The organism is Hyunsoonleella aquatilis (assembly GCF_014270105.1).
In the GTDB taxonomy this organism is placed as follows: Bacteria; Bacteroidota; Bacteroidia; order Flavobacteriales; family Flavobacteriaceae; genus Jejuia; species Jejuia aquatilis.
Genome location: NZ_JACNMF010000005.1, coordinates 170,886 through 196,284, shown reverse-complemented (window position 1 = coordinate 196,284; position 25,399 = coordinate 170,886). Strand labels below are relative to the sequence as shown.

The 25,399-nt window shown below is 38.3% G+C and carries 21 protein-coding genes and 2 pseudogenes; 8 read left to right on the top strand and 15 right to left on the bottom strand.

Features of this window, described 5'->3' with window-relative positions; genetic code table 11:
- Positions 1-3: 3 nt before the first annotated feature.
- Positions 4-1,809 carry a DUF1800 domain-containing protein gene (locus H7U19_RS14750; protein WP_186563640.1) on the bottom strand — a complete coding sequence of 602 codons (1,806 nt, stop codon included), beginning with the start codon at positions 1,807-1,809 and terminating at the stop codon, positions 4-6.
- A gap of 452 nt (positions 1,810-2,261) precedes the next feature.
- Between H7U19_RS14750 and dnaK the strand changes: the two genes are divergently transcribed.
- The 3 genes from dnaK to H7U19_RS14735 all read left to right on the top strand — a co-directional run bounded on the left by dnaK (position 2,262) and on the right by H7U19_RS14735 (position 6,957).
- On the top strand, positions 2,262-4,178 hold the full coding sequence (gene dnaK / locus H7U19_RS14745; protein ID WP_343069114.1) for a molecular chaperone DnaK: 1,917 nt from the start codon (positions 2,262-2,264) through the stop codon (positions 4,176-4,178).
- 252 nt (positions 4,179-4,430) lie between these two features.
- Positions 4,431-5,603: a T9SS type A sorting domain-containing protein gene (locus tag H7U19_RS14740; protein ID WP_186563638.1), complete on the top strand. Its 1,173-nt coding sequence runs from the start codon at positions 4,431-4,433 to the stop codon at positions 5,601-5,603.
- 124 nt (positions 5,604-5,727) lie between these two features.
- Positions 5,728-6,957 (top strand): class I SAM-dependent rRNA methyltransferase, encoded by a 1,230-nt coding sequence (locus tag H7U19_RS14735; protein WP_186563637.1) that lies wholly within the window; start codon positions 5,728-5,730, stop codon positions 6,955-6,957.
- A gap of 6 nt (positions 6,958-6,963) precedes the next feature.
- Here the strand turns inward: H7U19_RS14735 and H7U19_RS14730 are convergent, their stop codons facing one another.
- Positions 6,964-7,464: a nicotinate-nucleotide adenylyltransferase gene (locus H7U19_RS14730; RefSeq protein WP_186563636.1), complete on the bottom strand. Its 501-nt coding sequence runs from the start codon at positions 7,462-7,464 to the stop codon at positions 6,964-6,966.
- A gap of 176 nt (positions 7,465-7,640) precedes the next feature.
- On the opposite strand from H7U19_RS14730, the gene H7U19_RS14725 reads away from it, so the two are divergent.
- Both H7U19_RS14725 and H7U19_RS14720 read left to right on the top strand, forming a co-directional pair.
- Positions 7,641-8,588 (top strand): NAD(P)H-dependent flavin oxidoreductase, encoded by a 948-nt coding sequence (locus H7U19_RS14725; RefSeq protein WP_186563635.1) that lies wholly within the window; start codon positions 7,641-7,643, stop codon positions 8,586-8,588.
- Positions 8,589-8,779: 191 nt separating this feature from the next.
- Positions 8,780-9,445, top strand: a complete 666-nt coding sequence (locus tag H7U19_RS14720) for a response regulator transcription factor (protein ID WP_186563634.1) — start codon at positions 8,780-8,782, stop codon at positions 9,443-9,445.
- Between the two features lie 287 nt (positions 9,446-9,732).
- Here the strand turns inward: H7U19_RS14720 and H7U19_RS14715 are convergent.
- Positions 9,733-10,116, bottom strand: a pseudogene (locus H7U19_RS14715) (VOC family protein).
- 7 nt (positions 10,117-10,123) lie between these two features.
- Positions 10,124-10,549 carry a DUF1330 domain-containing protein gene (locus tag H7U19_RS14710; RefSeq protein WP_186563633.1) on the bottom strand — a complete coding sequence of 142 codons (426 nt, stop codon included), beginning with the start codon at positions 10,547-10,549 and terminating at the stop codon, positions 10,124-10,126.
- Positions 10,550-10,871: 322 nt separating this feature from the next.
- Between H7U19_RS14710 and H7U19_RS14705 the strand changes: the two genes are divergently transcribed.
- The 3 genes from H7U19_RS14705 (at position 10,872) to H7U19_RS14695 (ending at position 17,434) form a co-directional block, all read left to right on the top strand.
- The gene (locus H7U19_RS14705) at positions 10,872-12,287 is read left to right on the top strand and encodes an MFS transporter (RefSeq protein ID WP_186563632.1); all 1,416 of its coding nucleotides are present in this window, start codon (positions 10,872-10,874) and stop codon (positions 12,285-12,287) included.
- 192 nt (positions 12,288-12,479) lie between these two features.
- Positions 12,480-16,001 carry a nitrate reductase gene (locus H7U19_RS14700; RefSeq protein ID WP_186563631.1) on the top strand — a complete coding sequence of 1,174 codons (3,522 nt, stop codon included), beginning with the start codon at positions 12,480-12,482 and terminating at the stop codon, positions 15,999-16,001.
- Entirely contained in the window at positions 16,001-17,434 is a 1,434-nt protein-coding gene (locus tag H7U19_RS14695) for a rubredoxin (RefSeq protein WP_186563630.1), read from the top strand. The genes H7U19_RS14700 and H7U19_RS14695 overlap by 1 nt, the downstream gene beginning before the upstream one ends.
- Before the next feature lies 1 nt (position 17,435).
- Here the strand turns inward: H7U19_RS14695 and H7U19_RS14690 are convergent.
- The 11 genes and pseudogenes from H7U19_RS14690 to H7U19_RS14640 all read right to left on the bottom strand — a co-directional run bounded on the left by H7U19_RS14690 (position 17,436) and on the right by H7U19_RS14640 (position 25,374).
- Positions 17,436-17,895 (bottom strand): annotated as a pseudogene (locus tag H7U19_RS14690) (RNA methyltransferase).
- A 62-nt stretch (positions 17,896-17,957) separates the two neighbouring features.
- On the bottom strand, positions 17,958-18,476 hold the full coding sequence (locus H7U19_RS16945; RefSeq protein ID WP_186563629.1) for an OsmC family protein: 519 nt from the start codon (positions 18,474-18,476) through the stop codon (positions 17,958-17,960).
- An 87-nt stretch (positions 18,477-18,563) separates the two neighbouring features.
- Entirely contained in the window at positions 18,564-19,112 is a 549-nt protein-coding gene (locus tag H7U19_RS14680) for a hypothetical protein (protein WP_186563628.1), read from the bottom strand.
- 110 nt (positions 19,113-19,222) lie between these two features.
- Positions 19,223-20,092 carry a helix-turn-helix domain-containing protein gene (locus H7U19_RS14675; RefSeq protein ID WP_186563627.1) on the bottom strand — a complete coding sequence of 290 codons (870 nt, stop codon included), beginning with the start codon at positions 20,090-20,092 and terminating at the stop codon, positions 19,223-19,225.
- Between the two features lie 38 nt (positions 20,093-20,130).
- Complete coding sequence (gene moaA / locus H7U19_RS14670) at positions 20,131-21,138, bottom strand: GTP 3',8-cyclase MoaA (protein WP_186563743.1); 1,008 nt, start codon at positions 21,136-21,138, stop codon at positions 20,131-20,133.
- A 73-nt stretch (positions 21,139-21,211) separates the two neighbouring features.
- Complete coding sequence (gene moaCB / locus H7U19_RS14665; protein WP_186563626.1) at positions 21,212-22,123, bottom strand: bifunctional molybdenum cofactor biosynthesis protein MoaC/MoaB; 912 nt, start codon at positions 22,121-22,123, stop codon at positions 21,212-21,214.
- A 65-nt stretch (positions 22,124-22,188) separates the two neighbouring features.
- Positions 22,189-22,632, bottom strand: a complete 444-nt coding sequence (locus tag H7U19_RS14660) for a molybdenum cofactor biosynthesis protein MoaE (RefSeq protein ID WP_186563625.1) — start codon at positions 22,630-22,632, stop codon at positions 22,189-22,191.
- A gap of 29 nt (positions 22,633-22,661) precedes the next feature.
- The gene (gene moeB, locus H7U19_RS17045; protein ID WP_186563624.1) at positions 22,662-23,744 is read right to left on the bottom strand and encodes a molybdopterin-synthase adenylyltransferase MoeB; all 1,083 of its coding nucleotides are present in this window, start codon (positions 23,742-23,744) and stop codon (positions 22,662-22,664) included.
- A gap of 42 nt (positions 23,745-23,786) precedes the next feature.
- On the bottom strand, positions 23,787-24,020 hold the full coding sequence (locus H7U19_RS14650) for a MoaD/ThiS family protein (protein ID WP_186563623.1): 234 nt from the start codon (positions 24,018-24,020) through the stop codon (positions 23,787-23,789).
- A complete protein-coding gene (gene mobA, locus H7U19_RS14645) occupies positions 24,004-24,588 on the bottom strand; it encodes a molybdenum cofactor guanylyltransferase (protein ID WP_186563622.1) in 585 nt (194 codons plus the stop codon). The genes H7U19_RS14650 and mobA overlap by 17 nt, the downstream gene beginning before the upstream one ends.
- The gene (locus H7U19_RS14640) at positions 24,589-25,374 is read right to left on the bottom strand and encodes a sulfite exporter TauE/SafE family protein (protein WP_246454820.1); all 786 of its coding nucleotides are present in this window, start codon (positions 25,372-25,374) and stop codon (positions 24,589-24,591) included.
- Between the last annotated feature and the right edge of the window lie 25 nt (positions 25,375-25,399).

Genomic DNA, 25,399 nt, shown 5'->3' with positions numbered 1-25,399 from the left:
TGTCTATTTCAGTATGGCATAATCTGGGCTGACCATGATAAGGTAAAGCGCCATTTTTACCCTTAAATCCGTGTATTCAACATCTCCCCAACCTCTAAGAATTGGGTCAATGGCTTCCACGATGGTTTGTTTGGTTTCGGTTGAAAGCAGCCCATGGGTGAACAATTTATCTAATTGATTTACCAAGACTTCACTGTCTTTTGCGTAATATTTTAATTTCTCAAAATCTAGAGGAGTACCTTCCATGCCAAGGTCCCAAGTTCTCAGTACGTCATACCATCGGTTGTTGGTCCAGGCATCTACTTGATTTAAATAGTTGATACTGGTGGCGGAGTTATGAATTTCAAACTCTGGCCCAACCATTTTGGCATCGGTAAATTCTTGATTTGGGACATATTCGGGTAAAAAGAAGTTGAATACATGAGGCGCAGACAATGGTGCCTGGCCAGTATTTTTATAAAAATCCCAAGCAATGTTCCAGTAAATGCCGTCGTTGTTGTTTAAATCGATTTGCCTTACAACATTAAAATACCTTACCATCGGCTCAATTAACTTGCCGCTTGAAGGGTTTTCAATCCAGCTACAGCTTCTGGCTTCGTCATCCAGCAAAATAGCTTTAATGACCGCTTTCATGTCACCGCGAACTCCTTTTGTATTATTAAAAGCGGCACTTGCCCTTGCCACATAGGCAGGAGATGGGTTGGACTTTACCAATTGTTGAATCAATCGGGTAACGATAAACGGGCCTGTATTTGGGTGTTTGAACAAATTGTCAATGGCCGAATCAATATCCTGCATTCCTGACTGTCCGCTGGGCACTACTAGACCATTTAATAATCGTTTTTCGCCCGGTTGGTGCCACTCGTCGTACATCACCATGGGCTTAGTTTTTATGGCCACCCAATGACCCACACCAAAATCAGGTGACGATACCCACTCGTTTGGTCGTATATCTGCCGGGCCAAGACCCGTAAAAATTTTTGCAAATTCTTTGATATCATTATTGTCATAAGTCGGGATTCTATCGCCGTTGCCGTCTAAAACGTAGGTGCCATCTGGATTTAGCTCATAAAGCCCGATGCTAAACAATTGCATAATTTCACGCGCAAAATTTTCGTCGGGATGGATGTTCAGGTTTGGGACACTTTTTGGATTGTTATAATGGCTTAAATAAATGCCCATCATTGGATGAAGCGCTATGCCCTTTAATAAATCTCGGAAGTTGCCAAAGGCGTTATCTTTTAATACATCGTAATAATCGGCCAAGCCTAGGCCATAACTGGCAAGATTTGAGTCCCGCGAAATCACCAAAATTTCACTCAAGGCCAAAGCCACTTTTTGCCTTAACAAATCTTCATTATTAATATTGGCCTGCCACCAAGCAAACATAAAATGTTGCCAATCGGGGCGCTCATAATTCTCTGCATTGCCACCGTTTGCGATGAATCTTGAACGGGCCTGTTCAAAAATGGATTGGGTGAGTTGTTCCAGGGCCGGGGAATTGGCAGCGAACTGTTGGTCAATCCAATCCTCGAAAGGGTTTTCGGCAACTTGTTTAATGTATTCCAAATTTGCGCCAAAAGAAGCTTGTGCTAAAAAACGAGAGGTTTCCAATAATCGTCCATCCAAACCTGAACCGTTAATGGTGTTTATGCCACTGGCCTGTTCATTCCAATCGGTTTTAGTTTGCTGGCTACTGGAGGTTACGATAATGCCATTACTATGGCCCGCACCCAAATAGTCATTGTAGGATTGCGCTAGGATAAAAATAGGCAAGCATAAAAGTGTGGACAGTAAAGTTCTTTTCATTGCAATTTGGGTGATTTTAATAAAAATTGTAGGTTTTTTATTTCTTAAATCATTCAAATATAATTAAATATAGGTTGAAAGTATTATTTTTTCGATGAATGGTAATTCTGAATTAGGATTTCTCAACATTATGTGACTTTAAACGATAAAACTGGGTAAGGTATTGTTAATCAATGGGTTTTTGTGGAGAGGTTGGCGTTTAGAAATGTTGTTTAATGGAGGAACTGATTTTGGGACCCTTGCGCCCAAATAATCCCACTAACCCCCAAAGGGGGAATATTCATGTGTACAGAATGCTACGGTTTTTAAAGTACTGCCTACTGCTACTGCCCACTGCGACTAATCCCGATAGCTATCGAGACTGACACTGTGTCATGCTTTTTGTATTGGCATAAAGATTGACTTATGTAAATCGAATTTGAAAAACGAACATTCAACACAATAAAAAACATATTATGAGCAAAATTATTGGAATTGATTTAGGGACGACCAACTCTTGCGTTTCCGTGATGGAGGGTAACGAGCCGGTGGTGATTCCTAATGCAGAAGGAAAAAGGACGACGCCATCTGTGATTGCCTTTGTTGAAGGCGGTGAAATCAAGGTGGGCGACCCTGCAAAGCGTCAAGCCGTAACCAACCCAACTAAAACGGTGTATTCGATTAAGCGTTTTATGGGGAATAAATATTCTGAATCTAAAAAAGAGGCCGAGCGCGTGCCATATAAAGTAGTGAAGGGTGACAACGATACGCCAAGAGTGGATATCGAGGGCCGTTTGTACACACCACAGGAATTGTCAGCTATGATTCTACAGAAAATGAAGAAAACTGCTGAGGATTACTTGGGAACTGATGTGAGCAGAGCTGTAATTACTGTGCCTGCTTATTTTAACGACAGTCAGCGTCAGGCTACAAAAGAGGCTGGCGAGATTTCGGGTTTGAAAGTAGAGCGTATTATTAACGAGCCAACTGCTGCGGCATTGGCTTACGGATTGGACAAAAAAGGTACGGACCAAAAGATTGTTGTATTTGACTTTGGTGGAGGTACACATGACGTTTCTATTTTAGAATTGGGTGACGGCGTATTTGAAGTATTATCTACTGATGGTGATACACACTTAGGTGGTGATGATGTTGACGAAAAAATCATCAACTGGTTGGCTGATGAGTTTAAGGCTGAGGAGAGTATGGATTTGAGAGAGGATCCTATGTCTTTACAGCGTTTGAAGGAAGCTGCTGAAAAGGCAAAGATTGAATTGTCTTCTTCATCCCAAACTGAAATTAACTTGCCATATATTACGGCAACTGCTAGTGGACCAAAGCACTTGGTGCGTACGTTAACACGTTCTAAGTTTGAGCAATTGATTGACGATTTGGTAAAACGTACTATTGAGCCATGCCAGACGGCGTTGAAAGCGGCCGGATTGAGCAAAAGCGATATTGATGAGATTATTTTGGTTGGTGGTTCTACAAGGATTCCAGCGGTACAGACTGCTGTTGAAAAATTCTTTGGAAAAGCCCCAAGTAAAGGTGTAAACCCGGATGAGGTGGTGTCTTTAGGTGCTGCTATCCAAGGTGGTGTATTGACTGGTGATGTAAAAGATGTATTGCTACTTGACGTTACGCCTTTATCTTTAGGTATTGAAACAATGGGTAATGTATTCACCAAATTGATTGATGCGAATACAACAATCCCTACCAAGAAATCACAAGTATTCTCTACGGCAGCGGATAATCAGCCATCAGTAGAAATCCATGTATTGCAAGGTGAAAGAGCAATGGCAGCGGATAACAAAACTATCGGACGTTTCCACTTGGACGGTATTCCACCAGCAAGACGTGGTACGCCACAAATTGAGGTAACGTTTGATATTGATGCCAATGGTATCATCAAAGTATCTGCTGAAGATAAAGCGACTGGTAAGAAACAGGATATTAGAATTGAGGCATCTTCTGGATTGACCGAGGAGGAAATCGAGAAAATGAAAGCTGATGCTGAGGCGAATGCTGAGGCTGATAAAGCGGCTGCTGAACAAGCTCAAAAGCTGAATGAGGCGGATTCTATGATTTTCCAAACGGAAAAGCAATTAGAAGAGTTTGGTGATAAATTGTCCGATGATAAGAAAAAGCCAATCGAGGAAGCTTTAGAAGAGTTGAAGAAGGCTTATGAAACTAAAGATTTGGCACAGATTGAGCCTGCTTTAGAGAAAATAAACGAAGCTTGGAAAGTAGCTTCAGAAGAAATGTACAAAGCACAAGCCGAAGCACAACAAGCGGGAGGTGCGCAACCAGGACCAGATGCTGGAGCTGGAGAGCAAGCACAGTCTGAAGGCAATGATGTTGAGGATGTTGATTTTGAGGAAGTAAAGTAATTTATGTCATACTGAACTTGTTTCAGTATCTCATCAAAAGCACTCTGTGCGTCGTGGGTTCGATTCCCACAGTCTCCACAAATAATTTTTTGACTTGGGGACTTAGCTCAGTTGGTAGAGCGGCAGGTTAATATAGAGAAAAACGCAACCACTTCTGGTTGCGTTTTTTTTATTTAGCGAATTTATTAGGTAGGATTTTATCCAATTAAGCTGTTATATTATAAATTATAAAATTTATTAAAATACCTACTTATGAAAAACTTATTACAGTTAGCCTTAGTATTATGCCTTATTTGTACCAGTAGCACATTAGCTCAAGACAATAAAACCATGTATGTTTTTGGGCATAGCCTTATTGTTCATGCCACATCCTCTGATGAAACAACCGTACCCCACTGGTTGCATTTATTAGCCCAGGAAGCAGGACACACTATTTCAGTTTCAGGACAATATGGGTTTTTACCACAACATGCTGACCTACCACCTATTGCTCAATGGGGATTTAGTGAAGTGCCATCTGCATGGGAATCTGATACCCAAGAGTTTTCAGAAGCAAATTTTAATACCATCTTACTCACAGCTGCTAATTTTATACAATATCAGCCATCAAATGTAAATTACCATGGAAATCCAACAACATCTCCGCTATCAGCAACATTAGATATTGTAGATTGGATTGACAACCAAGAAGAAAGCGCGGTAACTTACATATACGAAAACTGGCCAGATATGGCTACTTTTATTGCTGGTGAGGGTTTTCCTCCTTCCGGAACTGAGTTTGAGAATTACAATAATTACACAACAGGTGATTTTCATAATTGGTGGATTGATTATCAAGATTATGTTCAAGCTGCGCGCCCAAGTGAAAATGTTAGAATGATCCCTGTTGGGCCAGTGCTAAGTAAGCTATTAACAGATACGCCTTTAAGCCAGGTCCCAATTTTAGAGCTATATGAAGATAATGCGCCACACGGAGAGCCAACGCTTTACTTTTTAGCTGGTTTGATAACTTATATGGCCATTTATGAAGAAAAAGCACCAGTAACCTATACAATTCCAAATACCGTTAATGCACTGGTTCAAAGTAATTTTCAAAGTACTATAGATTTTATTTGGAATGAGTTGCTAGCATTCAACTATAGCAATGGAAGCAGTAGGGTTTTCAATAACAATCCATTACATACTGATTCTAAAGATTATAATGAACTATCCATATTTCCAAACCCAACAAAAGATATTATCAAGATAACCAATCATAATTTTCCTTATACCTTTGAGTTGTTTGACTCAAAAGGGTTAATGGTAAATCAAAAGTTTGATAATGTTGGGGATAGTATCAATATTTCGAATTTATCAGATGGTTTGTACTTTTTAAAAATACAGATAAATGGAAATCAAGTTATCAAAAAAATAGTCAAACACTAAAAGCTGAATTTCATTGATAAACGTACCTTCATAACCATAATTTATGAAGGTATTTTTTTTGGGTTAAGGGCGATAATTTTTTAATTGATTTAAAACCGATATTTTTAGGGCACGCAAACATGTTATGCCATTCAAGACTAAAATAAAATCTAATTTTCAATCCAAAAGACTTGCAGTAAAACTGAATGCTAAAGGCGAACAGTTCGTCCTTAATGAGCACCCATGGGTGTTTTCAAATAGCATCACTAAAATCAATGCTGACGCCAAAACTGGGGATTTGGCTATTATTTTCAGCAAAAACAAAGATAGGGTAATGGGTTTGGGACTTTATGATGCGAATTCACCCATCCGAATCAAAATGTTGCATTCTGGATTTGAAAAAGTTGAAATTAATGCTTCTTTTTTTCAGAAGAAAATAGAAGAAGCTTTCGCAAAGCGAAGCCCTTTACTAGAAACAAATACCAACAGCTACCGATTGATTTTTGGCGAAAACGATGGTTTTCCTGGTTTGATTGCAGATGTTTATGCTCATGTTTTGGTGGTGAAACTCTATTCTGAAATTTGGTTGCCTTATTTGGAAGATATCCTCCCAAGTTTGCAACAAGTTTCAAAAGCCAAAACTGTCGTCATGCGTTTGAGTCGGGGATTGGAACAATCCAAAGCACATGAATTCAAAAATGGGGAAGTAGTTTACGGTACCTTAGAAAATGAAGTGGTGGCGTTTGTGGAACATGGTGTTAATTTTTCTGCAAATGTCATCAAGGGCCATAAAACGGGTTATTTTTTGGATCATCGCGCCAATAGAAAACAGGTTGGAGAGTGGAGTAGAGGGAAAAGGGTATTGGATGTGTTTTCCTATGCTGGTGGGTTTTCAGTGCACGCCTTGGCGAACGGTGCCAAAGAAGTGACAAGTTTGGATATTAGCAAGCAGGCTTTGGATATTGCCATTCAAAATGGAAAATTAAATGCCTACTCAGGAATACATAAAACCATTGCTGGAGATGCTTTTGAAGAGCTAAAAAAACTCATTAAAAAAGGAAAAACCTATGATGTAGTGGTCATTGACCCACCAAGTTTTGCTAAGCAGGCTTCAGAAATTGAGCTCGCCAAAAGGAAATATGCACAATTAGCCGATTTGGGAGAACAATTGACTGCAAAAAATGGATTATTGGTATTGGCGTCATGCTCATCGCGTATAATTGCTCAAACATTTTATGATATCAATGCCCAAGTTTTGTCTTCAAATTCCAGACGATACAAAGTAAAAGTGAAAACCCAACACGATATAGATCATCCTATTGGGTTTCCGGAAGGGGCCTACTTAAAAAGTGGGTATTACCAATTTTTGGAGTAACTCATTTTAAATAAAGACGCCAAGATTATTGGTTTTTACCGTAAAAATTTCATCTTCGGTTTTAACTTTAATACGATACTCTTGTTTTAAGTTATCCTCGTCTCGATGATATTTCACAATATATACATCTTCTACAATAGAATAATTGGGATATTTTTCAGCAATGGCTTGCAAAACGGTTTGAGGTAATCGGACGTTGTTATATTTCTCAAAAGTCTTAACAATTTTTCCATCCTTATTAAAAGAAGCGACAATGTGCCCGTTGGGAATTTTAAAGGTTACCCTGTAGATATCGCTTTTTGAGTCATAAAGGGATGATATTTTGGAATGGTCATATTTTAATAACGCCTGCTCCAATTTTTTAACGTAATGACACGAATTTTCGGAATCCAGCGAATTCAAATAGTGAGAATTGATGGAGATAACAGTTTCTGGTAGCTCTACAGTTTGCGAATTTACAAATGTGGCAAAGCAAAACCCAAAAAGGCAAAAGATGTAAGTTTTCATGATAAAGGAGTTATAAAATTTTATAGCCAAAATTAATTATGCATGCATAATAAAAAAATGATAAAAGTCATATTATCAGTTATTTATACCGTGAATTATGGGTGTTTTTCGTAACTGATTGATTATCAAATACTATGCATGCATAATATTTTGTTATATTTGAAAAAACTTTTTTCATGGCGATTTCATTAACCGAACTTCTTAATATTAAGCACCCCATTATTCAAGCTCCTATGTTTTTAGTGTCTAATGTAGCCATGGTTAAGGAAGCCATGAAAGGTGGTATTGCCGGATGTATTCCGGCTTTGAATTATCGGACTTTGGAGGAATTGCGCGAGGCTTTAAAAGAACTTAAAGAGGCCAAGGTTGAGGGAGGTTCATTCGGCTTCAACCTGATTGTCAATAAGTCAAACGTTAAGTATAAGGTGCAATTGGAAGTCATTTGTGAAGAAGGATGTGATTTTATCATTACCTCTTTGGGAAGCCCGGAGGAAACTATTAAGGAAGCCCATAAAGTAGGCATTAAGGTGTTTTGTGATGTCGTGGACCTAAAATTTGCAAAAAAAGTGGAAGGGTTGGGTGCAGATGCCATCATAGCTGTTAACAACCAAGCAGGAGGGCACCGTGGTAACTTGTCCCCAAAGGACTTGATTTCAGAATTGGTGTCTCATTGTAATATACCCGTTATTTCTGCCGGAGGAGTCGGTCAAAAAGAAGATATTGATAGGATGTTGAGCTATGGTGCGGCTGGAGTTTCTGTTGGAAGCCCTTTTATTGCTTCCGAAGAGGCCAATGTGACGGAGGAGTACAAACAAGCCTGCGTGGAATACGGTGCTGATGATATTGTGATGACCGAGCGTATTTCGGGGACACCTTGCACAGTAATTAACACACCCTACGTTCAAAAAATTGGTACGAAAGCAACGTGGTTGGAAAATCTCCTTAATAAAAACCGAAAACTGAAAAAGTGGGTAAAAATGATTCGATTTTCTATTGGGATGAACGCTACCAAAAATGCCGCCACCAAAGCCACATACAAAACCGTTTGGGTTGCTGGCCCAAGTATTGAATACACCGATGCTATTTTGCCCACCAAAAAGATTATTCAAAAGTTGACCGGTTAACAAAATTCCACCTTTATAAAATGACCTTTTGCTATTTTAAGGGTTGGATAGATCGAAACATTTTGACAATATATGTTGGGTGTTGCAAGTCCTTTTTTAGGCCATTATTTATTAAGCGCATCCGAATGTAAATTCCAAAAAATACGTAGTATTACTTATTTTCTTACTTTTGTACTTATAATTGCTAGTTAATGGACAAAATTAAAGTTGTACTTGCTGATGACCATGTTTTGGTAAGGGATGGAATAAGGGCGCTTTTGGAAGACCAGACAGGTATCGAAGTAATTGATGAAGCTTCGAATGGAAGAGAGGCCCTTGAAGTTATCCAAAGAAGTAAACCGCACATATTGATAGTGGATATCCGGATGCCAGAAATGAACGGTATTGAAGTGGTAGGTGAAATAAACAAATCAGGTTCTGATGTAAAAACTTTGGTGCTATCCATGCACGATTCTGAGGAATATGTCGTGCAGGCCATTCAAGCAGGTGCGGACGGCTATTTATTGAAAGGGGCAAGCAAAGAAGAGTTTTTAAAGGCTCTGAATAAAGTAGCCTCGGGAGGTAAGTATTTTACAGGTGATGTGTCCGCCATAATTATGAACAATTTTGTTGATGGTAATACAAGTTCTGCCGTAGAACGCAAGACTGCTCCAAAAGGAGATCCATTTAACCTTACCAAACGCGAAAAGCAAATTTTAGGCTTGGTATTGGAGCTTAAAAATAACAAAGATATTGCTGATGAACTGCAAATCAGCAAGCGTACGGCGGAAGTACACCGTTTTAATTTGATGAAAAAATTAGAGGTGTCCAATCTAAAGGAATTGACGGATAAGGCTAGGGAGTTTGGGTTGGTTTAGATAGACGATGCCCCCAAAGCTATTTAATTACTTTGCTGTTTTAGTGTTTAATGTTTAAAATTATGTAGCCTTTATTCAGGACGGGTCAAATTATCCCACATCGGTCTCGGCTCGTATGTTTACCAAAATTTTTGTCTAAAAAACTTGGTTTTTAACACAGTACCTATGAGTAGTTGCGTGGTTTAGCAGTTAACTTTGCAAGTACGCACCAAGTTGGAAATTCCGAAGGAATTTCCAAAGTAGGCGAGAGAAAGCAATTACTTATAGCCATTGTTGTGTGTAGTTTTTTATTTTCCAATTAGTTGTGTATATTTTATAATATCAATTCCAATTTCGTTTGGGTCTTCAATGGAAAGATGTCTTTCTCCCCAAGGTTCGTCCCTTATATCCACCTTTATTTCAACTCCCTTACTTTTTATTTCTTCATATAACTTATCGACATTGTCAACCTCGATAGTTAGGTACATTCCTTCTCCTTGAAAAGGTTTATGAAAAAAAGGTTGCTGAGTTGGATGATTTGGTAAAAGAAAGCTCAATGTATCTTTTTCATTAGGTGTTTTAAGAAGAAGGTAAAATTCATTTTCAACTTTGATCTTAAATCCTAGATTCTCCTTATAAAATGACTTTCTTTCTTATAGTTTTGTAGTTAGTATTCCAGCATTTAATCTCATAATGATTTCAATTGTTTTGTATTTCTGTTGTAGGTAAAAGTCTCGAATCTGCCAATCCAGCCATTCTATGACCTACATTATTCAAATAAACTTTACTCTGTGAAAAAGCCATAAATTTTTCAACTGACTCGTGTTCCATTAATAAAACAGCATCCCAGTTTTCGGAATCTGGTCCGATTAAAAAGTTTGTGCTTTTACCATAATAGATTATTTCACTCCCAATATTTTTTAATTCGGGTAATGTGTTTTCCATATATAGATTATAGGCTTCTTCGCCAGAAATCTCCGATTTAGGTTTTAATTCTTCCGTATTTGTATAATCAGCTTCTAAGCGAAATTTTAATAGGTTTAGCATTACAATTTTTCCTTTATTAACGTAATCTATATAAAATTTCTTTCCAGATTCAGGGCTTGCTTCTAAATGTTTTTTCATATTTCTTTGGGGTTTACTCAAATTACACACAACATATGTATAACAGCAACTCTAAACCATAAAATTGCTGTTATATCGATTATATTTATCATCTAAGATAATAAAAAACTCATGAATTTTATAGGTTATATGACTGTGTAAAGTGACATAACAACGCATTCATTAATTCCAAAAAATGGTCATAAAATGCTATCCTATTTACCAAATCCATAAAATCCGCACCCCCAAATTGTCAACTTCGCATAAATCAAGTAATACGTAAGTTTTTAGCACACAAATTAAGTATTAATACGTAGATTTGTACGTATAAAAGTACTTAATTATGAATGCCACAACACACACTAAATCAACGACATTAAAATTGTACAACCTAAAAAGCCTGCCTATACGCACCTTTTGGATAACGGCAATATCATTTTTCATGTGTTTCTTCGCATGGTTTGGTATTGTTCCGTTTATGCCGGACGTGGTTAAGGATTTAGGTTTAACACCTGATCAAAAGTGGAACTCTATCATTTTAGCGGTTTCGGGCACCGTTTTCGCTCGTTTATTGATTGGTAAATTATGTGATAAATATGGTCCAAGACTTTGTTATACTTGGCTATTGATTTTAGGAGCCATTCCCGTTATTCTTTGCGGTTTGGTGCAAACCCCATTACAGTTTCTAACCTGTAGATTGTTTATTGGTTTTATCGGAGCCTCGTTTGTGATTACGCAGGTGCACACCTCATTGATGTTTGCTCCGAATATTGTAGGAACAGCAAATGCTACATCAGCAGGATGGGGAAATCTAGGTGGAGGCGCTAACCGCTTAGGTATGCCGTTAATAGCGGCCGCCGTAGTAGGTTTTGGCGTTGCTGAGGCGGAAGCTTGGAGATATTCTATGGTTATTGCCGGTACGGTTTGTTTTATCATGGGGCTTGTTTATTATTTCTTTACTCAAGATACACCTCAAGGAAACTTTAAGGATTTAAAGGCTTCGGGCGAAACGATAACTACTAAAAAGGACAAAGTTGGATTCCTTACAGTGATTAAAGATTACAGAACTTGGATTCTGTTTTTAGTATACGCTTCTTGTTTCGGTATAGAATTGACGGTGTACGGCACCATGGATGATTACCTTCAAAACACCTTTCAATTGGAAAGGGTAACTGCTGGAAATATCGTATTGTCCTTTGCATTGATGAATATTTTTGCTCGAACACTTGGCGGTTTCTTCGGAGATAAGTTTGGAAAGCTGAAAGGTTTAAGAGGCCGAGTTTTATTTCTATCTGGGATTTTGGCGGTTCAGGGAGCAATGTTGATGACTTTTTCAAGTGCCACAAGTATTGTTGTTGGGATTTTGTTTTTAATCCTATTCAGTTTATCTGTCCAAATGGCAGAAGGTGCAACATTTTCGGTAGTGCCTTTCATTAACAAAAAGGCCATAGGTTCTGTTTCCGGAATCGTGGGTGCTGGGGGTAATGTAGGTGCTTTTTTAGCGGCAATGTTGTTAAAGTCACAATCCGCCGTTGCAGAAAAGGCAGCCATTGCGGCCAATCAAGGTTTAGGAGAGGAGGCCATAAAGACGGCCCAATCTGTAGCGTCATCCGGAGCTGTTTCATCAGGATATTTTATAATTGGAGCAATAGTGGTGATGACTGCGATAGTGTCCTTGGCTATCCGTTTTTCAACTGAAGATGAGGAAGTGGCTAATTTAGATACCGAAAACCTAATTCCTGTTAAGGTAGAAAGTTAATATTTATAAAGCTTAACAAAGGAGTGGATATAAAGATCGAATAAAAGTGTTTAATAAAATTGACTATTTGTGACATTGATTTTTATGAAATATTAAATATGAAAGCCCTTTTTTAAGGTATTCAGAATAATTAATGTGGCATTTGTTTTATGACATCATATTGTATTATTTAGTATTAAATGTTAAGCTGAAATGATAAAAAGTGAAGTGAAAACAACCTGTTCCTACTGCGGTGTTGGCTGTGGCATTATTGTTAAAAAGGACAGCAATGATAAGGTTTTTGTTGAAGGCGATAAAGATCACCCTGTAAACAAGGGCATGCTGTGTTCTAAGGGCATGAATTTGCATTATGTGGCCAACGATACTTCCGATAGGATTTTGTATCCCGAAATGCGATGGAGCCGATCCCATCCCCGTGAACGTGTGAGTTGGGATGATGCTCTAGACCGAGCCGCCAGCGTTTTTAAATCTATTATCAAAAAACACGGTCCGGATAGTGTTGGTTTTTATGTGTCTGGCCAGAGTTTAACAGAGGAATACTATATCGCCAATAAATTGACCAAAGGTTTTATTGGTACCAACAATATTGACACTAACTCACGTCTGTGCATGAGTTCAGCCGTGGTCGGTTATAAAAAAACATTTGGGGAGGACAGCGTACCCGTTTCCTATGAAGATATTGAATTGGCCGATACCTTTCTGATTACAGGAGCTAATCCTGCATGGTGTCACCCTATTTTGTTCAGACGACTTGAAAAACATAAAGAAGAAAACCCGGATGTAAAAATAATCGTGGTGGACCCGAGAAAAACGGATACTGCCAACTTTGCAGATTTACACTTGCAGTTACTTCCAGGAACGGATGTGGTGCTGTACAATGCCATTGGCCGTTGTTTGTACAAGCGTGGGCTAATAGATGAGAAGTTCATTAATAATTATACCGAAGGTTTCCAGGATTATAAGAATTTAATCTTTAAGACGTCTCTAAAACAGGCCTCCAAAATTTGTGGCATTCCAGAAAAGGACATTCAAAAGGCGGCCGATATGATTGGCCTTTCAAAAGGATTTATAAGCATGTGGGCCATGGGTCTTAACCAAAGTGTGGTTGGTACTGATAAGAATGTGTCGCTTCTAAATTTGTCTCTAATTACCGGGCAAGTTGGTAAACCGGGGGCTGGTCCTTTTTCATTAACAGGTCAGCCTAATGCGATGGGAGGTCGTGAGGTGGGAGGCATGGCAAACTTGTTGGCCGTTCACAAGGATTTAATGAACGAAGAGCATCGTCGTGAGGTGGCCCAGTTTTGGGGTGTGGATAAAATCAATCCCAAACCAGGATTGACTGCCACTGAAATGTTTGATGCACTTGAAAGCGGAAAATTAAAAGCTGTTTGGATAGCCTGCACCAATCCTTTGGTCAGTCTTCCCAATTTGAATCGTGTTGAAAAAGCCATGAAAAATGCCAAGTTTGTGGTGGTTCAGGATATTTCACATAAATCGGACACCGTTGCCCATGCGGATTTAGTACTGCCGGCTGCAGCTTGGCTTGAGAAAGAAGGCACAATGACTAATTCTGAAAGGCGCATTTCCTATTTGCCTAAAGAAATAGATCCGCCAGGGGAAGCACGTTCCGATGTTGAAATCTTTTGTGATTTTGCACGTCGTATGGGTTTTAGAGGCTTTAATTTTAATAGCTCGAGTGAGGTTTATGACGAGTACGCTTCCATGACCAAAGGCACCAATATTGATGTGTCTTTCCTAAATTATGATAGATTGAAGGCTGAAGGCACCTTTCAATGGCCTGTGCCAGAAAATAGGCACCAAGGCACTCCTAGGCTGTTTCAGGATAAAAAGTTTTACACGCCTTCTCGGAAGGCTCAGTTTAATCTACCAAGTACCATTGAAAATACCTCAGTTCAACCCAATCCGGATTACCCACTTATTTTAACTACGGGTCGGGTTCGGGACCAATGGCATACCATGACCAAAACGGGTAAAGTATCGCGACTAAAAACGCATTATCCAAAGCCTGTTTTGGAAATCAACCCCGTTGATGCTTTCCTATACAAGATTAAGGATAGGGACATTACTGAAATTAAAGGTGAAAATGGTACTGTTAGAGTACGCGCTAGCGTTACTGAAAGTATAAAAAAAGGCGTGGTGTTTTTACCAATGCATTGGGGCAAACAATTACAAAGTAATCTGAACAGGGCTAATAACCTGACCAATACCCATGTGGATCCAACCTCCAAGGAACCGGACTTTAAGTTTACTCGAGTTTCGGTGTCAAAATACTCTAAACCTAAAGAGAAAATCATTATTGCCGGAGCAGGAGCGGCGGCCTTTAGATTTGTTCAAAATTATCGAGAACAGAATGAGTTGGACGAGATGCATGTATTTTCTAAAGAATCGCATTTATTTTATAACAGAGTGTTGTTGCCTGAATATGTAACGGAGGAATTGACCTGGGAACAACTGCTGAAAATCAAGGAGAAAGAACTCAATAAGCTTGATGTCAACTTATATCCAGAAACCTACATTGTCAAAATCGATAGAGAAAATAAAACCGTTACCGATAGTAAGGGGGCTACCCATAATTTTGATAAATTAATTCTGGCTACGGGGAGCCGTGCCTTTATTCCGAGAGATGTACAAATTGATTTACCAGGTCGTTTCACCATGCGTAATAAATCCGACGCCGATAAATTCAAAGCTTATTTAGATGCCACTGGGTTGCCACCCGAAGAACAGCATGTGGTGATTGTTGGTGGTGGTTTGCTCGGTTTGGAGCTGGCTGCCGCTATGAAACATAAAAATGCGAGAATTACGATTGTACAACGCGCGTCTCGTTTGATGGAGCGTCAATTGGATAAGGTGTCCAGTAAATTGCTGGCTTTGGACGTGCAGGAGCGTGGTATACAGATTTATTTCGATAATGAGGTAAGTACCGTTTTTGATGATGAGGATACGGGAGAATTGAATATCAATTTAAAAAGTGGAAAATCCATTACGGCCAATGCCATCGTTTATGCAATTGGTACGATTCCTAATGTAGAGATTGCCAGATCCAACGGTATTGCATGTAGCCGAGGTGTAAAAGTGAATCAGCATTTGCAGTCCTCCCATCCGGACATTTTTGCCATAGGTGAAATAGCTGAATTCAATAACCAATTATTTGGTATTACTTCGGCAGCCGAGGAGCAGGCCAACATTTTGGCGAATTTTATGGCTGGTGATATTAGTAGCTCATATAATGGTTCTGTATTAATGAATATATTGAAATTTAACGATTTGAGTCTGTGCAGTATCGGAGATATCAACGTACCGGAGAATGATAATAGTTATGAAGAAATTATATTCACAGATATCAAAAAGCGATACTATAAGAAGTGTATCGTCAAGGATGATTTGCTTTTGGGTGCAGTTTTAATGGGCGATAAAAATGAATTTGCCGAATTCAAGGGTATGATTGAAAGTAAGATCGAAATGGCTGACAAGCGGGATAAATTGCTCAGAGGCTCTTCCAATGATGTCCCTGTATTAGGCAAACTCGTCTGTTCCTGCAGTCAGGTAGGTGCAGGAAATATTGAAGAGGCCATCGCAGGTGGCTGTACCGATTTTACCAAGCTTTGCAATACTACCGGGGCAGGCTTGGGATGTGGCAGTTGTAAAACAGAAGTTCGCGAGATACTTCAAAATTCAAAAGTATTAGCATAATGGAACCATACAGATTGATGATAAGCGGTGGTGTCGTATCGCCAGGAGAATTAAAATATATTTGCGAGGCTGCGGAAGGCTTGGGGCTTGATGCTATTTCTTTTGGTTCGAGGCAGGACATCATTTTTCCTGAAGCTATCAATGAAGAAAAATTCGATCAGTTCCCAAAAATAAAGTTTGTAAAACCAAAACGGGATAGTGTCGAAAACATCGCTTCATCCTATGTTTCCGCAGAGATTTTCCCTAGTACGCCATGGCTTACCAGTGATAGATACCTTTATGTTTTGGAACAGTTTAAATACAGGCCTAAACTTCGTATTAATGTTACCGATCCCAAACAACGCTTGGTGCCTTTATTTACAGGAAATATTAATTTTATCGCTTCAGAGCATGAGGACTATTGGTATTTGTACGTAAGACTTCCGGGTTGGGCTACTACTCAAATGTACCCGGCTTTGATTTACAGTTGGGATATGGACAAGATTGAAAAGGCCATTGAAGACATTCTCATTGAGGAGCCCGAAACCATCGAAACCGTTTTTGAATTGGTAAGTGATTTGGCCGATACCAATAACAGAACCGTGGATAAACCATTAAAAGTTCCCTTCTATCCCTTCCCGTACTATGAAGGTATGAATAGGGTAGGAACGGATCGCTATTGGTTAGGACTGTATTGGAGGAGCAATCGTTATGACATTCCATTTTTAAAGGCAATGTGCGATTTGTGCTCGGAAAACAAGATTGGTAAAATATCCTTAACGCCTTGGAAGTCGTTTATCGTGAAAGGAATTCCCGAAAAATCCAAATTGCAATGGGAAAAACTTCTGGGAAAATTCGGTATCAATGTACGTCACTCCATGTTAGAAATGAACTGGCATGTTCCTGTCAGTGACACCGAAGCTTTGAGCTTGAAAAAGTATTTAGTGACCAATTTTGATCAGAACGATATTAGTACCTATGGCTTAACTTTTGGTATCACCAATTATGATAGTGATACCTACAATTTCACGTCAGTCGTCATTGAAAAGAATAAAACTCCAGAGTCGGTAGGAAACTTTGTGATTAGGGATACTTACAATTTATTGTACGCTAAAAATTTCGATCCTAATACTCGGGAATATATCATGCACGTACAGGATGTGGATAAAGTAGAGTTACCGGGTTTGTTAATGGAGTTAAGCCAATTGTACTTTGAGCAATTAGGAAATATCCCAGAGGAGGGGGTAAAAACCATTATTCAGGAAACTTATGAAGAGGAAGTACATCAATGTTCGGAATGCATGACGGTTTACAACCCGAAATACGGTGATATAACACAAAATATTGAACCAAACACGGCTTTTGAAGATTTACCGGAAGATTACCAATGTTCGCTATGTGAGGCCCCGAAAAGTAGTTTTGAGAAGAAAACTTTAACCAAAACTTTGAAATAGACTAAGCCCGAGGCTTTTCAATTCCCCTGTCGTACATCACGATACTCCCCGCAATTGAAACATTTAAACTGAGTTGGGATTTAAACTTCACTAAAAAATGACTCTTTTCAATAGCTTTTTTTGAAAGGCCGTGATCCTCTGCACCTAATAAATACACGCAACGTCTTGGGTGATGAAAGGTTTCTAAATCTTCGGCTTCATCGGTGAGTTCCACTCCAACAAGTCTAGCGCCTTTGGGCAGGTTTTTATAAAATTCCTCAAACGTTTCATAATGAAAATAGGGCATCGCCTTTACGGCATTGTGCGTATCACAGGCCTGTTTTGCATAACGATTACCAATGGTGAAAATAAAACTGGCACCTAAATTTTTGGGCAGAACGCCAAAGCACTCCTAAGTTTTCAGGAGTTTTCCCATTTTGAATTCCTATGCCGAAATATTCATTTTCAAAATTATCATTCATGGGTTCAAAAATAGGGATTCTTTGCATTCAAATGAGGCTACAAATCCCTATTGAGGGTTGCTCTATTTAACGCCATTAACGGAAATCTCTATAGGCGTTCCCTTTTTCAAAGTTTGATAAATAATACAACTCTTCTTAACGGCATTTATAAGCATTTTAAGACCTTTCTTATCCAAATCATCTGAAGTAATTTCATAATCAATATGCATGGATTGAAACTCTACTGGAGTATTCAAATCTACTCTCAAAGTGCCTCTAACATCTACAAAAGCGGATACTTTTACTCTGGTTTTGGTGAGCCTGATATTATATCGGTTCGCAATCATTCGTGTTGTACTTTCCATGCACGAGGCTAGGGTAGCGCAGAGCATATCCCCTGGGTTAGGGTAGTCATGGTCGCCACCAACAGCCCGATGAACACCAATTTTGAAAGGTACTTTAAGTTCGGTATTCAAAGTAACAGTTAATCTGAATGGATCATCAAGATGTTCTCCTAATACTTCGGCAGTATCGGTTATCCGCGCTTTTTCTGGGTGCGTTTTATATAAGTCATTTAGCCTTAAATGTCTTTCATTAACCACAGAAGGGTTTGAATCACCTTCATTTTCCTGAGGATATGCTTTCCTGCAAATTTTACCGTTTTCATTTCAATTTTTTTTTTTGAATTTTTAAATCAATTTAAAATCTTCGTCAAACTTCAAAATTCTTTTGTTTTTTCCTTTGTAAATCGTCACTTTATACGATATAGTGGTACCAAAAAACTTGGTGTATGCCACTGTAACTTTATTGCTTTTAATAATGAATAAAGGATTTTCGTTTAGAATTTTAATTCTAAGTGATAGAGGTAGTTTTATGTTTTTATAAGTCTCTAAGCTTTTGATTACCTCTCCTTCATTGTTGAAAATAACATTAGCTCGAGAATGTTCTTTTTTGAAAGAGACATCATAGATAGCCTTTTCTGAATTGTCATAGATGCTGTTTTTAGCAATGCTATATTGGGCAATTTCATTTTGAAGGGCTTTTATTTCTGATGAGAACTTTAGCCCTTTAGTTTCATTTGAATAACTAGCTTCCGGTGTGATATTTTTATCAGTTTTGGAAGCAAACATAATTGTGTTGAAATCTATGTCGCCTATTGTAGCCGTAAAACTTTCCATTTGAGCATTTATTGTTGTCAATGCTAAGACACTTACGAATGTTAAGATTAAATTTTTCATGACCTATAGTTTTTAAATTATAAGCCAAAATTATAATCTCAAAGGAGTTTTTAGTTTTCTAAAAAGTTCAAATAGTTTTCTGAGAAGTTCAAAGCTGAAAAAGCCCTGTTTTATTGGTTTAAAACCTCTTTTCGGTACTGATTTGGTGGCAGTTTAAACTTTGCTTTAAAGCTACTATTGAAGTGAGATGAATTTTTAAATCCGCTTTCAAAGCACACATCATTGATGTTCAATTCAGGATTACCCAATAAGGTTTTAGCGTATTCCAATCTTTTGTTATTAAGCCATTTTCCCGGTGTTTCATTATAGAATTCTTTAAAATCCCTTTTGAATGTGGAAAGACTTCTACCGGAAAGTCGTGCAAATTCCTCAAGGTTTAAATCACAATGAAAGTTTTTTATCATGACTGTATCCAAATTTGACTTTTCGACTTGTTGAAGCGAACAAAAGTAGTTAACTAGGTCTTTATTGTTAGGGTTTAAGGTAACGTTATACAACAATTCATTAAACTTCATTTCCACCAAATCCTTTGGGATTTCCCGACCCTGATTCATATAATTGAATACCGAAATAAATAATGCATTCAGTGAATCACCCACATCAATAGTAAAAATCTGGTTGTCTTGAACATCATTATTTTTTGGTTTTGTAATATGCGTGTGGGTATTGATAAATCGCCTTATAAAATCCTCAGTAATGAAAAACAGCATTACGCAGTAATCTTCTTCAAAGTATTGTTTGGTATTGTAAACTCCTTGTTTTATAAAGAGCGCTTCACCTTGATGCACAGTGTATTTGCCCTCAAGGGCAGTCCAATCCTTCTTTCCGCTAATCACATAATTAAGAATTGGCACTTCTGTCCAAAGTTTGAAATTTTCAACTTCCAACGGACATTTATATTCCACAAACATATAGTCATCCCCAATAAGCTTGTTGTACTTTGGATGCCTTGTGAAATATTTGAAAACGTCAACGGTCATAAACCAAAGTTAGCTATTTCAGTTTATAAAATACAACATCACCCACCAATCGTAATCATACTGCGGTTTTTAGAGTGTAAATTTGGCTCCTGCAGTTTTTCCAAGGTATCCATGCCACCACGTATTTTAAATTTTGCTTTAACCGCTTTTTCTATTATAGGTTCAATGGATTTTCCGGCTCTGAGCGTGGACAACAAATCGGATTCCGAAGCCGAAAACAAACAGTTTTTTAAATGCCCATTAGCAGTTAGGCGCAATCTATTACAGGAATCGCAAAACGGATTAGTTACAGAACTTATAATAGCAAACGACCCTTTGTAACCTTTGATTTTATAATTTTTTGAAGTATCGTTGGGTGCGTCTTTTAAACGTAAAACGTCTTCTTTTGGATAGTTTTTGTTCACATATTCCATGACTTCCACATAGGATACCATTTTGCTCATGTCCCACTTATTGCCGTCAAAAGGCATGAACTCAATGAAGCGAATGGAAACGGGTAAATCTTTAGTGAAATTGATGAAATCGATGATTTCATTGTCATTGAACCCTTTTATTAAAACCGCATTCACTTTTATTTTAAAGCCTTCTTTAACCAGTAAATGAATATTATCATAAACCTTTTGAAACTCGTGTCGCCTCGTAATATGTTTAAATTTTGATGCATCCAAAGAGTCCAAACTCACGTTGATGTTGTTAACCCCGTTGGCTTTTAAAACGTCAACAAACCTATCGATAATCACCGCATTCGAAGTGATGGACAATTCCACTGGGAGTGAAGCCAGTTTTTCCAAAATCACGGGAATATCTTTTCTTACCAAAGGTTCGCCACCTGTCAATCTAATTTTAGTGACCCCGTGTTTTACAAAAGTTTTGGTAATATCATAGATTTCCTCATAAGTCATCAAATGGTTTTTGGGAGACAATTGGACGCCATCAGCGGGCATACAATATGTACAGCGCAAATTACAGCGTTCTGTTAATGAAATACGGAGGTAAGCATGGTCTCTACCATGAGTATCCTGTAATATGTTTTGGTTTTTATTCATTATTAGTCTCTGCTTCTGGTCTTTGCGACTTAGCGCCCCTGCCTGACGGCAGGCAGGTTTGAGAGATACTTTTCTAGTCATGTCTCGCACCTTTTAAAATTCTGAAACTATGAAGAACAGCTGGAAAAATGGCGTCCATAGATTCCTTAGCGCCATTGGTAGAACCTGGTAGTGCCAATACCAAAGTATCTCCAAGTGTACCTGCAATACTTCGGGATAGCATGGCAAAGGGCATGCGCTCTTGGCCATAACTTCTAATGGCTTCTTCAATCCCTGGAATGCGTCTTTCTAAAATTGGTATTAACGCTTCAGGTGTAACATCCCTTCCAGATAAACCTGTGCCACCCGTATAAATCACTAAGTCCAAACCTTGGTCTTGATAGGTTTTGGCTTTGTTTTGAATGACTTCTTTTTCATCAGGAATAATGACGTATTCAGAAACCTTAACATCGCATTCCTCAAGCTTTTTAATTATAGCTTTTCCGGCTTTATCTTCTTTATGACCTGCAGAAATAGTGTCAGAACACACAACAACAGCAGCTCTTAAGTCCTTTCTAAAGGTGTCTTTGAAATCAGATTTTCCGCCTTTCTTTTTCAAAAGTTTAATGGCGTGAATTTCTATGCCTTTATCTATAGGTTTTAGCATGTCGTACATATTTAATGCCACAACACTGGCACCGTGCATGGCTTCCACTTCAACCCCAGTTTTGTAAATGGTTTTTACGGTGAAAAGCACCGTAATTTCAAGGTCGTTAATTTCAAAATCAACACCCGTAAATTCAATGGGCAGGGGATGGCAGTCCGGTAAAATATCAGGTGTGCGTTTTACGCCCAACAAACCAGCCGCCTTGCTCATGGCAAAAACATTTCCTTTGGGAACCTTATCGTTTTCAATGGCCGTAATCGTTTCAGTTTTGCTCACTTTGATTATGGCCTGCGCAACTGCGGTTCTTAATGTTGTGTTTTTACTCGTAATGTCTACCATTTCAAATATTATATGTATTATTTCTAAAGTTGAGTGAACTGCCAACTGCCACTGCCAACTGCGTACTAACTATTAACTTTCCATTGATGGGTTTCATCCTCAAAAATCTCTTTCCCAAAAACAGGCACATCGGCTTTTATGGCTTCTACTATATATTCCAGTGCTTCAAAAACTACTTTTCGTCTTGGTGATGACACGAATACAAACAGGCAGATTTCACCTGCTTTTACAGTTCCCAAACTGTGATAAATATGCATACAGGTCAGTTCGAATTTCTCAAAAGCAGATTCCCTGATGTCATGGAATTTTTGGTTGGCCATGTCCTCATAAGCGGTATATTCTATGGCAGATACTGTTTTGCCCTCAATCACATCGGCACGCACCTGGCCCAAGAAAATATTATGGGCGCCAATACTGGTTTTCGTTTGGTGTTTGTAAATGGAGTTGCCTATAAAATCTGAGGAGATGGCACCTTCTCTAAATACATTTTTTGGTTTTTTTATTTCCATTTTTTTAGGTTTTCAGACTTGTTAGGTTTTTAAAACCTGACAGGTCTATTTTGAGATGTTTTTAAAATTTCTGAAGCACCTTCTTTAATACTAAAGCAGTTTTTGATGCCTTTTTCTTTTAACAATTGAACTGCTTTTTTACTACGCATTCCAGATTTACAAAAAAAGTACTTTTCTCTATTATTTTTTAACGATTGAAATTTATGTTCTAAGACACTTAAAGGTATTGAAATTACCGACAGTTCCTCAATTTTTGGTTGCTCATGAATTTCCCTAACATCAATAATTAAAATGTTTTCCTTTTGAATGATATCTTGAATTGATACCACCTCATTTTGTTCGCAATTGATGCTTAATTCTTGTTGTTCAAAATTGTGCTTTGAATTCAAAACTTGATTAATGATGTCATGGTTTCTTTTGATTTTCAAAGTAGATATCTGAGATTTTAAGGCATTATAGCATAATAATTTACCCGAAAGCACATCCCCTAGTCCCAAAATGATTTTCAAAACCTCGTTGGCCTGCATGCTCCCGATAATCCCAGGAAGTACCCCTAAAACTCCAATTTCAGAACAATTGGGTACCGCATCTTTTTGTGGCGGAGAAGGGAACAGGCATCGGTAGCTAGGTCCATTTTTATAATTGAAAACAGAAACCTGTCCTTCAAATTTATAGATAGCTCCAAATACTAAAGGTTTGTTCGTTATGATACACGCGTCATTTACTAGATAACGGGTTTCAAAATTATCCGACCCGTCTACAATAATATCATATTGCTTAAACAAATCGATAGCATTCTGATAGGTGAGGGCTTCGGGATAGGCATGGATAATGATGTCATCATTAAGGTCCTCCAAGCGTTCTTTGGCGGCTAGTGCTTTGTTTTTTCCTAAGGAAGAAGTGCCATACAAAACCTGTCGTTGCAGATTGGAACGTTCAACAACATCAAAATCAATGATGCCAAGTGTGCCTACCCCAGCTGCAACCAAATATTGCAAAACAGGGCAGCCCAATCCTCCCGCTCCAATAACCAAAACCTTGGCTTTGGAAATTTTGTCTTGGCCTTTTTGGCCGATTTCCGAAAGGATGATATGTCTGTTGTATCTACTCACTTTGTTTTTAATTGTTTATTCGTTGAAGCGTTTAAATAGAGATTAACCTCCCGAAAAAGGAGGTAATAATGCGATTTCTTGCCCGGTCAAAACTGTTTCCTTTGATACTAATTCTTGATTTTGTGCAATTTGAAAATCTTTATGTTTCAGACCGTCGTATCTGGAATTCAAAATATTTAAAAGCTCAGAAACTGTTCCTTCAGATATTTCCAAAAGTTCCTCTTCTCTTTGGGTAACTTCGGTTATTTGGCCAAAATATTTAATTGCGATTTCCATCTTCAATTAATTTAAAATCTTCTTTTGTATTTATATTCGCTGTTGTTTTCGCATCATTTTCATCTACCGCTACATTTTTGTAATTACAGCTTTTTACCGCTACTCTAAGTCGGCGTTCATCTTGTTGCAATAGGTCATAAAATTTGTTTTTTACTGCACTTCGGTAAATGGCAATTAGTGGCATAGATTTACCATCACTTTCCGCTTGGATAATTTCTGAGGTGTTATCAATGGCATGGACTAGTAACTTTAAAACTTTGTTTGATATCATTGGAATATCGCAACTCAGTACTAAATTATAATCAGTTTTTGAGGCTTCTAAGCCCGAATAAATTCCAGAAACTGGCCCCGCATCTTTTATGCGATCTTCCACACGTTTCAACCCAAATGCATCATAATCCGTATTGTCCGAAACAATTAAAATTTCAGAAACCAATGGCTTTAAGGCATCGATACTATATTGCACAAAGTACTTTCCATTCAACTTTAAAAGGCCCTTGTCCGTGCCCATTCTGGAGCTCTTTCCTCCGGCCAAAATAATGCCTGTTATGCTGATTTTGTCTGTCATTTAAGTGAAAAATAATTTTGCACAAGCTATCATTAAAACGAAAGCCAGCATATATCGTAAATGCAGATTGTTTATTTTTTTACTGCCATAATACCCCCCAAGGATACCGCCTATGACCGCAATAGCAACCAATAAAAACGAGGCCATTTCAAGCGTTACGCCGCTTGCAAATTGACCCGCCAAGCCAGCAGCGGAATTTACCCAAATAAATAATGCCGAAACCGCTGCGGCCTCTTTCATTTTACCCCAATGTAACAGTAATATGACGGGAGTTAAAATTATGCCTCCTCCAATGCCGATTAAGCCAGAAAAGAACCCGATAAAGCCACCCACGATCAGCCCTTGCCAAAGTTTAATTGTTTTGATGTTGCCGTTCTCCTTTCCAAAAACATTTGACATTTTCAGAATGGCGAATATTAATAAAACGGCCAGTATTTTTTTATAGATGGACGCATCGACTTCCAAAGTACCGCCGAGATAGGCCATCGGAATTGACGCTAAGGCAAATGGCAAAAACAATTTTTTATTGAAAAAACCTCCCCTGTAATAGTAGTAAAACGAAATTCCGGCTACGAAAATATTCAGCAATAGGGCAGTGGGTTTCATCGTTTCGGGAGCAAATGAAAACAAGGCCATCAAAGCCAAATACCCACTTGCACCGCCATGGCCCACACTAGAATACAGAAATGATACTACCGGTAGTATGATTAGAAAGAGGTATATGTTTTCGTTTTGAAGCACTTCGTTAAATTTACAATATGATGTCATGTCGACGATAGGAGACATCTCATTATTTGATGAGATTTCTCTC

What these genes read in the sequence shown, in the direction of transcription:
- H7U19_RS14750 (WP_186563640.1), bottom strand. Translation starts at nt 1,809, where the DNA reads ATGAAAAGAACTTTACTGTCCACACTTTTATGCTTGCCTATTTTTATC.
- H7U19_RS14740 (WP_186563638.1), top strand. Translation starts at nt 4,431, where the DNA reads ATGAAAAACTTATTACAGTTAGCCTTAGTATTATGCCTTATTTGTACC.
- H7U19_RS14735 (WP_186563637.1), top strand. Translation starts at nt 5,728, where the DNA reads ATGCCATTCAAGACTAAAATAAAATCTAATTTTCAATCCAAAAGACTT.
- H7U19_RS14730 (WP_186563636.1), bottom strand. Translation starts at nt 7,464, where the DNA reads ATGAAAACTTACATCTTTTGCCTTTTTGGGTTTTGCTTTGCCACATTT.
- H7U19_RS14725 (WP_186563635.1), top strand. Translation starts at nt 7,641, where the DNA reads ATGGCGATTTCATTAACCGAACTTCTTAATATTAAGCACCCCATTATT.
- H7U19_RS14720 (WP_186563634.1), top strand. Translation starts at nt 8,780, where the DNA reads ATGGACAAAATTAAAGTTGTACTTGCTGATGACCATGTTTTGGTAAGG.
- H7U19_RS14710 (WP_186563633.1), bottom strand. Translation starts at nt 10,549, where the DNA reads ATGAAAAAACATTTAGAAGCAAGCCCTGAATCTGGAAAGAAATTTTAT.
- H7U19_RS14705 (WP_186563632.1), top strand. Translation starts at nt 10,872, where the DNA reads ATGAATGCCACAACACACACTAAATCAACGACATTAAAATTGTACAAC.
- H7U19_RS14700 (WP_186563631.1), top strand. Translation starts at nt 12,480, where the DNA reads ATGATAAAAAGTGAAGTGAAAACAACCTGTTCCTACTGCGGTGTTGGC.
- H7U19_RS14695 (WP_186563630.1), top strand. Translation starts at nt 16,001, where the DNA reads ATGGAACCATACAGATTGATGATAAGCGGTGGTGTCGTATCGCCAGGA.
- H7U19_RS14680 (WP_186563628.1), bottom strand. Translation starts at nt 19,112, where the DNA reads ATGAAAAATTTAATCTTAACATTCGTAAGTGTCTTAGCATTGACAACA.
- H7U19_RS14675 (WP_186563627.1), bottom strand. Translation starts at nt 20,092, where the DNA reads ATGACCGTTGACGTTTTCAAATATTTCACAAGGCATCCAAAGTACAAC.
- moaA (WP_186563743.1), bottom strand. Translation starts at nt 21,138, where the DNA reads ATGAATAAAAACCAAAACATATTACAGGATACTCATGGTAGAGACCAT.
- moaCB (WP_186563626.1), bottom strand. Translation starts at nt 22,123, where the DNA reads ATGGTAGACATTACGAGTAAAAACACAACATTAAGAACCGCAGTTGCG.
- H7U19_RS14660 (WP_186563625.1), bottom strand. Translation starts at nt 22,632, where the DNA reads ATGGAAATAAAAAAACCAAAAAATGTATTTAGAGAAGGTGCCATCTCC.
- H7U19_RS14650 (WP_186563623.1), bottom strand. Translation starts at nt 24,020, where the DNA reads ATGGAAATCGCAATTAAATATTTTGGCCAAATAACCGAAGTTACCCAA.
- mobA (WP_186563622.1), bottom strand. Translation starts at nt 24,588, where the DNA reads ATGACAGACAAAATCAGCATAACAGGCATTATTTTGGCCGGAGGAAAG.
- H7U19_RS14640 (WP_246454820.1), bottom strand. Translation starts at nt 25,374, where the DNA reads ATGTCTCCTATCGTCGACATGACATCATATTGTAAATTTAACGAAGTG.